General features: G+C 67.1%; 8 protein-coding genes. 2 read left to right on the top strand and 6 right to left on the bottom strand.

Translation table 11 applies throughout. The features are described from left to right. The first annotated feature begins 82 nt into the window (after positions 1-82). Positions 83-1,432 (top strand): ATP-binding protein, encoded by a 1,350-nt coding sequence (locus WC729_RS13310; protein WP_372853489.1) that lies wholly within the window; start codon positions 83-85, stop codon positions 1,430-1,432. Positions 1,433-1,737: 305 nt separating this feature from the next. Here WC729_RS13310 and WC729_RS13305 read toward each other — a convergent pair whose 3' ends face one another. The 6 genes from WC729_RS13305 to kdpF all read right to left on the bottom strand — a co-directional run bounded on the left by WC729_RS13305 (position 1,738) and on the right by kdpF (position 9,329). Next, the gene (locus tag WC729_RS13305; RefSeq protein WP_372853487.1) at positions 1,738-3,711 is read right to left on the bottom strand and encodes a TonB-dependent receptor plug domain-containing protein; all 1,974 of its coding nucleotides are present in this window, start codon (positions 3,709-3,711) and stop codon (positions 1,738-1,740) included. Between the two features lie 208 nt (positions 3,712-3,919). Further along, positions 3,920-4,609 carry a response regulator gene (locus tag WC729_RS13300; protein ID WP_372853485.1) on the bottom strand — a complete coding sequence of 230 codons (690 nt, stop codon included), beginning with the start codon at positions 4,607-4,609 and terminating at the stop codon, positions 3,920-3,922. 8 nt (positions 4,610-4,617) lie between these two features. Then, positions 4,618-5,202 (bottom strand): potassium-transporting ATPase subunit KdpC, encoded by a 585-nt coding sequence (gene kdpC / locus WC729_RS13295; protein ID WP_372853483.1) that lies wholly within the window; start codon positions 5,200-5,202, stop codon positions 4,618-4,620. 129 nt (positions 5,203-5,331) lie between these two features. Further along, the gene (gene kdpB, locus WC729_RS13290) at positions 5,332-7,362 is read right to left on the bottom strand and encodes a potassium-transporting ATPase subunit KdpB (protein ID WP_372853481.1); all 2,031 of its coding nucleotides are present in this window, start codon (positions 7,360-7,362) and stop codon (positions 5,332-5,334) included. A gap of 162 nt (positions 7,363-7,524) precedes the next feature. Then, a complete protein-coding gene (kdpA, locus tag WC729_RS13285) occupies positions 7,525-9,228 on the bottom strand; it encodes a potassium-transporting ATPase subunit KdpA (RefSeq protein ID WP_372853479.1) in 1,704 nt (567 codons plus the stop codon). Between the two features lie 11 nt (positions 9,229-9,239). Continuing rightward, positions 9,240-9,329 (bottom strand): K(+)-transporting ATPase subunit F, encoded by a 90-nt coding sequence (gene kdpF / locus WC729_RS13280; RefSeq protein ID WP_272626678.1) that lies wholly within the window; start codon positions 9,327-9,329, stop codon positions 9,240-9,242. 272 nt (positions 9,330-9,601) lie between these two features. On the opposite strand from kdpF, the gene WC729_RS13275 reads away from it, so the two are divergent. Further along, positions 9,602-12,229 (top strand): DUF4118 domain-containing protein, encoded by a 2,628-nt coding sequence (locus tag WC729_RS13275; RefSeq protein WP_372853476.1) that lies wholly within the window; start codon positions 9,602-9,604, stop codon positions 12,227-12,229. The last annotated feature ends 40 nt before the right edge of the window (positions 12,230-12,269 follow it).

Below are 12,269 nucleotides of genomic sequence, written 5' to 3'. Positions count from 1 at the left end.
CGCCCGGAACTTGATTGTTTCCCAGCCTGATACAGGTTAGCCCTTCACCGGCGGCGTTGCCGCCCTAGGGGGGAGATTCTCGTTGCGGTTGTTTGCCGGACTGTTCCTGCTGCTGGCAGGTCAGGCGCTGCTGGCGGCTGTCCTGCCGGGTGCCGTCCTGGTGTGGAACCTGGATCGCGGCAACGCGGCCTATATGGAGGCGCAGGACCGCCAGGCGCTCGCGGCGATGACGACCTTGCTGGGCGCTGAACTCAAGGCGGGCGTTCCGGTCACGAACGCGCTTCAGGTCGTGCAGTCGAGCTTCCGCGACAACAGTCTGCCCGGCGATCCGGCGCCACCGCTACGCGAGCGCATCGAGCTGGTCGGCCCGACCGGCACCCATATCGCAGGCCCGACGGTCAATGGTGAGCGGGTCAGGGCCGAACGCCCGGTCAAGCTCGACGGCCGGATCGTCGCGGTCGCCAGGATCGTGCGTGCGCCGCCCGCCAACGCCGCCAGCTTCGCGTTCGTCCGCGATCAGGTGATCGGTATCGTCGTCGCGATGAGCGCGATCTTCCTGATCCTGCTGGTCGCCGGCTATTTCATCGCGGGCCGCTGGGCCGAGCCCCAACTCGCCCTGTTTCGCGCCAGCCGCGACATCGCCCAGGGGGACTATGGCGCTGACGTCACCGAGACCGGTGCCGCGGAAACCCGCGCCACCATGCGCAACCTGGGCCGCATCGCCCGCTCGTTCGACCGGCTCGAAACCGCGCGCCGCACCTGGCTGGTCTCGGTCTCCGAGGAACTGCGTAAGCCCGTCCATGCGCTGGCCGAGCGGCTCGGAACGATCCGCGAGGATTCTCCGCCGACCGACCCCGAAGCATTTGACGAGGTCGTCGAGGGCGTCCGCCGCCTGGGCGAGATGGCCGAGGACCTGCACGCCGTCGCGCTTGCCGATCTCGGGCGCCTGCCGGTCCGTTTCGCGACCGTCGATCCCTGTGCGCTGATCCACAACGCGATCTGGACCAGCGGCAAGCGGGCAAAGGCGCAGAATGTCACGCTCGAGCCAGGCAACATGCCCCAGGCGACCGTGCCGGTGAAATGGGACGGCGCACGCATCGAGCAGCTCTTCACCGCGCTGATCGAGAACAGCCTGCGCTACACCCCGGGCGGCGGGCGCATCCAGCTCGGGCTGGAGGGCCAGCGCAATGCGTGGCGCCTGATCATCGACGACAGTGCACCGGGCGTGGACATCGGGCTGGCGCAGGAACTGTTCGAGCCATTCTACCGCACCACCACCGAGCCGGGCCAGTCTGTGATGACCTCGGGCCTCGGCCTTGCGACCGCCCAGGCGATCGTCGAGGCACATCATGGCCGGATCGAGGCCAGCCGCTCGCCGATCGGCGGCCTGCGCGTGACGGTGATCCTGCCGGCCGCGCCACCGACCGCCTGAGCCGCCAACAAGACTCCGGGGACATCGATTCAAATCTGATCCACCCATGCGATTATAGCCTTGGGGCGATACCTCTTGCCTCGACCGGCTCTTTCTCATGGCTGACGATAGTGAAGGGCTCCCGAGCCTGTTCCGCCACCTGTTCCCACCTGTTCCGCCACCTGTTATCGCAGGAACAGGTGACGGACCGGAAACACCTGATTCAGCTGGAGAATTTAGCCAGCGGTATCCAACATAACAGGTGAGAAAAAATAAACGGCCAGGAACAGGCGATAACAGGTCCAAACCGTCGCTCCTTGTTGGATTTAACTGCCGAACTTCACCCCGATCCACAGGGTCCGCGGCGTACCGAGGTCCATCGATCCGCCCGCGTTGCGCGTGATGACCGTCTCGTCGAACAAATTCTCCGCGCGGGCGACGATGGTGAAATGCTTGCCGATCGGCAGCCGCGCGACCGCATCCACGGTGGTTGCGGCGGGCAGGATGCCAGTCTGCAGATCGTCTTCATATTGCAGGCCGACATAGCGAACCGTCGTGGAGAAGGACGGTCCCGATTTCGGTTCCCATGCGAGCGTCGCACTCGCCGCATGCCGCGGGCTCTGCGCCGGAATCAGGCCGTCCAGGGTCGTACCGGGCGCCCGCACATGGCTGTCGCTGAACGCATAGGAACCATCGAGCGAGACGGCGCCGTGGCGGATACCCGCGGTCACCTCGATGCCCTTGGCAACGATTGCGTTGACGTTCTGGCGCTTTCGCGTGTTGAGCCCGGTCGTCACATTGGCGATCGCATCGTCGAGCCGGTTGTAAAAGGCCGTGACGCCGAGCGAGACGCCGGGCGCCGGCGTCAGGTCGATCCCGCCCTCGAAGCCCTTCAGCTTCTCGGGTTTCAGATTCTCGTTGGCCAGGGTGTTGATCGGGAAGACCGTGAAAGGCCGGTACAGCTCGTTCAAGGTCGGCAGGCGGAAGCCGGTATAGCCCGCTGCGCGGAGCGCGATGGCGCTGTTTGCGTGGAACAGTGCGCCGACCCGGCCCGTGCCCTCGAAACCGTCGCGATCGGGGAAGGTATCGTTGCGGGTATAGGTGCCATTTGGGGCGAGGTCGCGGTAGAAGCCGTCGGTGATCGTCCAGCGATCCCCGCGTACGCCGCCGGTCAGCACGAGATTGCCGATCGTCCAGTCGTCCTCGATGAAGGCGCCGATCGTGCTGCTGTTGCCACCGGCATTGCGGCGAGCCGTGACGGCGCCGCTCGCGGCATAGGCATCCTCATACAGCTCGCCGTCCGCCAGGCGCGCGTCGACACCGACCCGGAGCACATGATCGGCGCCAACCGGAGGACGCAGCTCGATCTTGCCGCCGATCCCGGTCGAGGGCGTGTTGCGCTGATCCAGCGTCAGCTTGAAGCTCGTGGCGCTGATCACCTTGTTGGTGAAGTTGCGGACCTGGAGATACGCCAGCGCATCGATCGCCCAGTCGCCGCGATGGATCAGGCGGATGCTGGCATCCTGCCCTTCCGAACTGCTGTCCGCCCCCTGGAAGCGCAGCGTACGGTTGTCGCGGAAGATCAGGCCGCGCGCCTGGATTTCGGTCTCGGCATCGACCGGGACGACCGCGCGGATGCCGCCCGACCAATCCTCGAACGCAGCGCGCGCATCGGCGGGCGTACGCTGCGATTCGGGGGTGGTGCGATAGCCATCGCTGCGTTCCCATTTGCCCGATACCGACACGAACCCGCCGCCCAGATCAGGGGTCAGGCTTGCCGTGACGTTCTGCGAATCATAGCTGCCGTAAAAGGCGCTGCCGGAGAAAAGCGGCAGGTCGGCCCGCGTCGCGCTGGCCAGTTCGATCGTCCCGGCCACGGCACCGGCGCCGAACGCCCCCGCGCCGCCGCCGCGCGTGATCCGCACGCCCGAGAAGCGATCGCCGACCAGCGCATTAAACGGGATATAGCCAAAGAACGGATCGGCCAGCGGCACGCCGTCCAGCAGCACCAGCGCGCGGCTCGACGCATTGCCACCCAGCGCGCGCAACGTGACGCCCTGCGCCGAAGGGTTGGCCGAGCGGCTGTCCGACCGGCGGAACTGCTGCAGCCCGGCGACGTCGGCCAGCACATCCTCAACCCGGCCTGAAGCATCGCTGGTCAGCCGATCGCGATCGATCACAACCGATCCATAAGCGGGCGTACCGGGCGGGAGCGGCAGGCCGGAACCGAGAACGACGATATCGTCGGGATTGGCGGCGTCGGGGGCGGCCTGCTGCGCGAGGGCCGGAACGGGGAGCAACAGGGCAACAAGAGGGAGACCGTAAAAGCGACGCACCGGCAGCAGTCCTCGTCCATGAGTGATCTTGGCGCATCCTATATGATTCGGAGACGCAACGGCCCACCTAAGGGCTTTCGGCTTCGCGCGCTACATGATCGGCGGGCGGCTGCGGCGCAATGTCATTGATTTTCAGCCGTGCGCATTGCGTCCGACGCACGGCACGACTGGCCTACACCGCGCTCGTCAACCGATAGCCGACACCGATCTCGTTGCGGATGATCGTCGGCTGTGCCGGGTCGGGCTCGAGCTTCTGCCGCAGGTTGCGGATGACGATGCGCAGATATTCGACCCGGCTCTCATGCGCGGGGCCCCAGACATCGCGAAGCAGTTGGGCGTGCCCAACGATCCGGTCGGGCCGCCGCGCCAGTTCCGCCAGTACGCCATATTCCTTGGGTGAGAGATGGACCTCTTCCCCTGCCCGCAACACGCGGCGGCTGTCGAGATCGATGATCACCTCGCCGATCGTCACCACCGGCTGCGCCGTCTGGTCGGCAAGCCGGTGGCGCAGCGCGGTGCGGATACGCGCGAGCAGCTCCTCGGTATCGAACGGCTTGGTCAGGTAATCATCCGCCCCGAGATCGAGCGCCGCGACTTTCTCCGCGGTATCGTCGCGCGCCGAGACGACGATCAAGGTCGCGCCGCGCGCCTTGATCAACTGGATCAGCTCGAGTCCGTCACGGTCGGGCAGGCCGAGGTCAAGCAGCACGACATCGGGCTTGTCGATATCGAGCAGCGACAGCCCTTCCCGGGCCGTCGCCGCTTCCCCGGCCTTATAGCCGGCCCGCTCGGCCGCGACGCGCAGCAGCCGGCGGATATGCGCGTCGTCCTCGACGATCAGGACCTTGGCGGGGATCGGCATGCCCCTTGTTACGGCCGCGCCGCCGCGCGGTCGAGCGCCCGGTTGAGCGCGAGGACATTGACCCGCGGCTCGCCGAGGAAACCGAGCAGCGGATGCTCGGTCTGGGCCTCGACCAGCACGCGCACTGCGTCGGGCGTGAGCCCCCGCGCCTTCGCCACGCGGTTCACCTGATAAAAAGCCGCCTCGGGGCTGATATGGGGGTCGAGCCCCGAGGCGGAGGACGTCACCAGATCGGGGGGGACCCTGTTGCTTCCTGGTGAAGGGGGATTGGCGGCGACATCGGCCTTGACGCGGTCGGCCAGCGCCTGGGACGCCGGGCCTAGGTTCGAGCCCGACGACGCGCTGGCATCATAGCCTTTGCCCGCGGCGGAGGGCCGGCCATGGAAATAGCGGTCGCTGGCAAAGCCCTGGCCGATCAGCTCGGAGCCGATGACCTTGCCGTTCTCGGTGATCAGGCTGCCATTCGCCTGGGCGGGGAACAGCGCCTGGCCGACGCCGGTGAGCGCGAGGGGATAAGCGAGCCCAAGCAGCAGCGCGTATCCGATGGTGAGCGCGAAGGCGGGGCGAAGGGCGGATTTCAGGTCGGTGAGCATCATAAGCTCCTTATTCTTCCCCGGCGGAGGCCGGGGCCCAGTTGGGCGACAGATGGAAATGGGCGACGCGGGTCATCATTGGGGTTCTCCCAACTGGACCCCGGCCTTCGCCGGGGAAGCAGTCGGAAATCACGCCAGTCCCATCCCGGTCACGGCGAGGTCGATCAGCTTGATCCCGACGAAAGGCGCGAGCAGACCGCCCAGCCCGTAGACGGCGAGGTTGCGCGCCAGCAGCGGCCCCGCAGGCATCGGCCGATAGGTCACGCCCTTCAGCGCGAGCGGCACCAGCAGCGGGATGATCAGCGCGTTGAAGATGATCGCCGACAGGATCGCCGATTGCGGCGTTGCCAGCCCCATCACGTTGAGCACGCCAAGCCCGGGATAGAGCGCGACGAACATCGCCGGGATGATCGCGAAATACTTCGCCACGTCGTTCGCGACCGAGAAGGTGGTCAGCGCACCGCGCGTCATCAGCAACTGCTTGCCGAGGCCGACGACCTCGATCAGCTTGGTCGGGTCGCTGTCGAGATCGACCATGTTGCCCGCTTCGCGCGCTGCCTGGGTGCCGGTGTTCATCGCCACGCCGACATCGGCCTGGGCCAGCGCCGGCGCGTCGTTGGTGCCGTCACCGCACATCGCGACCAGCCGCCCGCCTTGCTGCTCCTTGCGGATCAACGCGAGCTTGTCCTCGGGCGTCGCCTCGGCGAGGAAATCGTCGACACCCGCCTCGGCGGCGATGGCGGCGGCGGTCAGCGGGTTGTCGCCGGTGATCATCACCGTGCGGATGCCCATCTGGCGCAGTTCGCCGAAGCGTTCGCGGATGCCGGCCTTGACCACGTCCTTCAGCGCGATCGCGCCAAGCAGCTTGCCGTCGCGCGACACGGCGAGCGGGGTCGCGCCGGACCGGGCGATCTCCTCGGTCACGCGGCGCAGTTCGGCCGCGACCGGGCTTGCACCCAGGCCTGGATCGGCCCGTAGGATCGCATCCACCGCGCCTTTGCGGATCGTGCTGCCGCCGGTAACGATGCCCGACACGCGGGTCTGCGCGGTGAACGGGATGATCTCGGCGTCGGCCGGCATGGTACGGGCCGGGACGGCGTGGCGCTCGCGGGCCAGCACGACGATCGAGCGGCCTTCGGGCGTTTCGTCGGCGAGGCTAGCCAGTGACGCAGCGCTCGCCAGCGTGTCGATGTCGATCCCGCCCACGGGCACGAACTGGCTCGCCTGGCGGTCGCCGATCGTGATGGTGCCGGTCTTGTCGAGCAGCAGCACATCGATGTCACCCGCCGCCTCGACCGCCCGGCCCGATTTGGCCAGCACGTTGAAGCGCACCAGCCGGTCCATGCCCGCAATGCCGATTGCGGAAAGCAGGGCGGCGATGGTCGTGGGGATCAGCGTGATCAGCAACGCGGCCAGGATCGCCACCGGCACGCCGCCGCCCGCATAGGAAGCGAAGCCCGGGATGGTGGCGACGGCGATCAGGAAGATGATCGTCAGGCCGACGAGCAGGATGGTCAGCGCGATCTCGTTCGGCGTCTTCTGCCGCTCGGCACCTTCGACCAGCGCAATCATGCGATCGAGAAAGCCGTGCCCCGGCTCCTGCGTGATGCGGACCTTGATCTTGTCCGAGATGACGCGTGTGCCCGCCGTCACCGCAGAGCGGTCGCCGCCTGCCTCACGGATCACTGGCGCGCTCTCGCCGGTGATCGCGGCCTCGTTGACCGAGGCGACGCCTTCGATGACTTCGCCGTCGGCGGGGATCAGGTCGCCGGTCTCGACCAGGACCAGATCGCCCTTTTCGAGCTGGGTGGCAAAGGCGATCTCATAGGTCTCGCCGACGCCGAGCAACCGCTTGGCCTTGAGATCGGCCTTGGTCGCGCGGAGCGAGGCAGCCTGGGCGCGGCCCCTGCCCTCGGCCAGCGCCTCGGCGAAGGTGCCGAACAGCACGGTCAGCCACAGCCAGACGATCAGCTGGATCTGGAAGCCGAAGCTGAGCGGCTCGCCGCCGATGATCAGCAGCACGGTGAGCAGCGTTGCCACCACGGCCGTGGTGAACATCACCGGGTTCTTGATCAGCTGGCGCGGATCGAGCTTCTTGAACGAGTCGCCGATCGCCGGGACGACCAGGCTCGCGGTGAAGATGGAGGTTGGTGCGGACATTATTGATCTCCAATCCCCTCTCCCAGCGGGAGAGGGAGGGGCCCGCTCGGCGCAGCCGAGTGGGAGGGTGAGGGCGAGGTGAGACGTGTAATCACCCTCACCCTCCCGCCGCTTCGCGGCTCCTTCCCTCTCCCACAGGGAGAGGGAGTTTAAGCGATCGGCTCATGAGAGGTGCCCGCTGATCATCGCGAGATGGTCCGCGATAGGACCCAAAGCGAGCGACGGCAGGAAGGTCAGGCCGCCCATGATCAGGATGACGCCGATGAGCAGCCCCACCCAGAGCGGTCCGGTCGTCGGGAAGGAGCCCGAGGACGGCGGCGTGTACTTCTTGGCTGCGAGGCTGCCGGCGATCGCGAGCATCGGCACGATCATGAAGAACCTTCCACCCCACATGCAGATGCCCAGCAGCGCATTGTAGAAGGGCGTGCCCGCGGTCAGGCCGGCAAAGGCGGAGCCATTGTTCGCGACCGCCGAGCTGAAGGCGTAGAGAATCTCCGAGAAGCCGTGCGGGCCCTTGTTAAGCGGACCAGCCAGACCGGAGGGCATCACCGAGGCAATCATCGTGCCGCCCAGGATGAGCAGCGGCAGCACGGCGATGGCCAGCACGGCGAACTTCACTTCGCGGCCCTCGATCTTCTTGCCGACATATTCGGGCGTGCGGCCGACCATCAGCCCGGCAACGAACACCGCGAGGATGGCGAAGAGCAGGAAGCCGTAGATGCCGGCACCGACGCCGCCGACCACGATCTCGCCCAGCTCCATGTTGATCATCGGGATCATGCCGCCGAGCGCCGTAAAGCTGTCGTGCATGGCGTTGACCGCGCCGCACGAGGCGGCCGTGGTGACGCTGGCGAACAGCGCCGAGGCGGCGATGCCGAAGCGGACTTCCTTGCCCTCCATATTGCCGCCGGCGACATGGAGTGAGTGCAGCACGGGGTTGCCCGCCGTTTCCTGCCAATAGGCGACGCCAGTGCCGGCAACGAAGATGATCAGCATCGCGGCGAGGATCGCCCAGCCCTGGCGGGTGTTGCCGACGGCTTTGCCGAAGGTCCAGGTGAGCCCGACGCCGATCAGGAAGATCGAGAGCATCTGGACGAGATTGGTCATCGCGGTCGGGTTCTCGAACGGGTGCGCCGAGTTGGCGTTGAAGAAGCCGCCGCCATTGGTGCCGAGCATCTTGATCGCTTCCTGCGAAGCGACCGGGCCGAGCGCGATGGTCTGCTTCACGCCTTCCAGCGTGGTCGCGTCGATCGACTGGGCGAAAGTCTGGGGCACGCCGCTCCAGATCAGATAGACGGCATAGACGATCGAGATCGGCAGCAGCAGGTAGAGCGTGACGCGTGTGACGTCCGCCCAGAAATTGCCGATCGCCTTGGATTCACGCCGCGCGAAGCCGCGGAACAGCGCGAAGGCCAGCGCGATGCCGGTGGCGGCGCTCAGGAAGTTATGGATCACCAGCCCGAACATCTGGCTGAAGTTCGAGAGAGCCACCTCGCCCGAATACCATTGCCAGTTGGTGTTGGTAGTGAAGCTGATCGCGATGTTCCACGCGCCGTCGGGCGCGATGCCCGGATAGCCCCGCGGGTTCATCGGCAGCAGGTCCTGGAAGCGGACCACGAAATAGGTGAGCAGCAGGAGCGCGAGGTTGAACGCGATCATGTGCACCGCGTAGCGGCGCCAGCTCTGCTCGGCGTTGGGGTCGATCCCGCCGAGCTTGTAGAAGCCCTTCTCCACCGGCCCGAAGACATAATGGAGCGGCGTGCGGCGGCCCTCGTAGAGCGCGAACAGCCACATGCCCATCGGCTTGGCCAGCGCGACGAGGATGATGACGAAGAGGGCGATCAGCCCCCAGCCCTGAATATCCATGACGATACCGATCAGAATCGCTCGGGCCGCAGGAGCACGGCCACGAGGTAGAGGAGGAGAGCGGCAGCGGTGATCGCGGCCAGGGTGAGATGGAGCGTCATCGCCTCACGCCTCGTCGCACAGGCGAATATAGGCGAGCGTCAACGCGAACAGCCCGGCGAGCGCGCCGAGCCACAGGATATCGGTCATGGAGCTATGCCTCCGATCGGCCGGCGCGGTGTGGCCGGGTCGGAAGCGCAGATAGGCGCGCGGTGCGTTAAGGTGCGACGGCGAAGGGGCGCGATCGCATTAAGTTCGCATATAGATTGGCGCGCAGGCGTGGCGTTTCCTGGTGGGCGCCCTCATAGTCTGCGGGCACCAGCGGAAGACCGGATTGACCGACAAACGCCCCTCGCCCGACGCCCTGCTCCGCGCTGCGGAGCGGGAGGCGCGTGGGCAGCTCAAGATCTTCCTTGGGGCGGCCCCGGGCGTCGGAAAGACCTATGAGATGCTGAGCGAGGGCGCTGCCCGGCTGCGCGGCGGCACGGATGTGGTCGTCGGCGTGGTAGAGACGCATGGCCGGGCCGAGACCGAAGCGCTGGTCGCGCCCTTCGAGGTGATCCCCCGCCGCACCATCGATTATCGCGGCCAGGCGATGACCGAGATGGACCTGGACGCAATCCTCGCCCGCCGTCCGGCGTTGGTGCTGGTCGACGAGCTTGCCCACAGCAATGTCGAGGGCAGCCGGCATCCCAAGCGCTGGCAGGACATCCAGGAACTGCTCGACGCCGGGATCGATGTGTTCTCGACGGTCAACATCCAGCATGTCGAGAGCCTCAACGATCTGGTCGCCAGCTTCACCAGGGTCCGCGTGCGCGAGACGGTGCCCGACAGCGTGCTTGAGGATGCCGAGATCGAAGTCGTGGATATCCCTCCCGACGAGCTGATCGAGCGGCTGAAGGACGGCAAGGTCTATATCCCGGCCGAAGCGACGCGCGCGCTCGGGCATTTCTTCTCCAAGGCCAATTTGTCGGCGCTGCGCGAGATGGCGCTGCGGCGTGCGGCGATGAGCGTCGACCGGCAGATGCTCGAGCATCTCGACGCGAGCGCCCTGCCGGGCGCCTTTGCCGCCGGTGAGCGGGTGCTGGTGGCAGTCAGCGAGCTGCCGGGCGCCGAAGCGCTGGTGCGCACCACCAAACGCCTGGCCGATGCCCTGCGCGCGCCCTGGACCGCCGTCTATATCGAGACGCCGCGCGCGGAGGGCTTCGGTACCGAGGAGAAGGCGCGGATCGCCGCCACCCTGCGCCTCGCCGCGAGCCTGGGCGCGACCATCGCGACGGTGCCGGCCGAAAGCGTCATCGACGGCCTGCAGGCCCAGGTCGAAGGCATGCGTGCGACTCAGCTGGTGATCGGTAAGTCCCGGCGGAGCTGGTGGTTCGAACTACGTCATGGCTCAGTGGTCGAGAAGCTGCTGCGCAACGTCGAGGGGCTGGCGATCCATGTCATCCCGGCCGATGTGTCCGCACCGTCGCGAAAGGTTGGGCAGGGTTTTCGCTGGGATGCCAAGCCGACAGTCTATGCGGCGGTCATCGGATTCGTGACTGCGACTACCCTGCTCGCCAAGCTGGTCGAGCCGTGGATCGGCACCGGCGCCATAGACCTGATCTACCTGCTGCCCGTCGTCGCGGCGGCCAGCCGTTACGGGTTGAGGCCGGGCCTCGCGGCAGGCGTCCTGGCCGCGCTTGCCTTCAACTTCTTCTTCCTGCCACCGCTCTACTCCTTCACCATCACCGAGCCGCAAAGCGTGCTGACCGTGCTGGTGCTGATCGGCATCGCGGCCTTCACCAGCCGGCTGACCGGCGGCATGCGCTCGCGCGCCGCGATCGGGGTGCGCAGCGCGCATGAAAATGCCGCCCTCGCTGCCTTTGCTCAGGCACTGACGCGGGTGTCGGATGCCCAGTCGACCGCCGACACAGTATGTGTCGAGGTCTCGCGGCTGCTCGACGTGAACGCCGTGCTGCTGGCGGAGCGCGACGGCCAGCCGGCGATCGTCGCGGCGGCACCGCCCGCGAGCGACCTGACCCCGATCGACGTCGCCGCCGCCGACTGGGCGTTCAAGCGCGGCGAGACCGCCGGGTACGGCACGGTGACGCTCAATGCCTCGGACTGGCAGTTCCATCCGCTCAAGACCTCGATGGGCGTGCTGGCGGTGCTGGGCGTCGCCCGCAACGACGGGAGCGACCCGGTGCCGTCGGATCGTGCGGTGCTGCTGTCGACACTGGTTGGGCAGGCCTCGCTGGCGCATGAGCGGCTGCGCCTCGACGACGAGATGCGCGAGCTGTCCGTGCTGAAGGAGCGCGACCGGTTGCGCGCCGCTTTGCTTTCCTCGATCGGCCATGACCTGCGCACGCCGCTGACGGCGGTGACGACGGCGATCGAGACCGTGGCCGCCGAACACCCCGATTCGGCGGCGATCCCGGTCGCCCGGGCCGAGATGCAGCGGCTGCGGCGCTTCCTCGATAATCTGCTCGACATGGTGCGGCTCGATACCGGCGCGCTGAAGCTGTCGATCGAGCCGATCGACCTGACCGACGCAGTCAGCGGCGCGATCCACGACCTGAAGGACCTGCTGCGCGGCAAACATATCGACTTCCAGGTCCCGGCGAATCTGCCGCTGGTCCGGGCGGATGCCACGCTGCTGCATCACATCCTGATCAACCTGCTGGTCAATTCGGCCCAGCATGGCGGCGCAACCGGCACGATCACGATCGAGGGGCGGCGGACCGCTGATGCCGTGACGATTGCGATTCGGGACGACGGGCCCGGGCTGACGGCGCCTGACCGCGACCTGTTCCAGGTCTTCACGCGCGGCACGGGCAGCGACCGCGAAGGCGGCAGCGGGCTCGGCCTCGCCATCGTGAAGGGATTCGCCGATGCGATGCAGGTCGGCGTGCGTGCCGGCAACCACGCCGAGGGTGGCGCCGTGTTCACTCTGGCCTTCGTCCCGGTCGCCGCCGACTGAAAGAGCGCGTCACGACTTCGCAACGTCTTGGGCCGTACAC

The sequence above is a fragment of the Sphingomonas sp. genome, from assembly GCF_041661825.1.
Classification (GTDB): domain Bacteria; phylum Pseudomonadota; class Alphaproteobacteria; order Sphingomonadales; family Sphingomonadaceae; genus Sphingomonas.
Note: the sequence above shows the minus strand (reverse complement) of the source record. Positions and strands in the feature narration are given on the sequence as shown.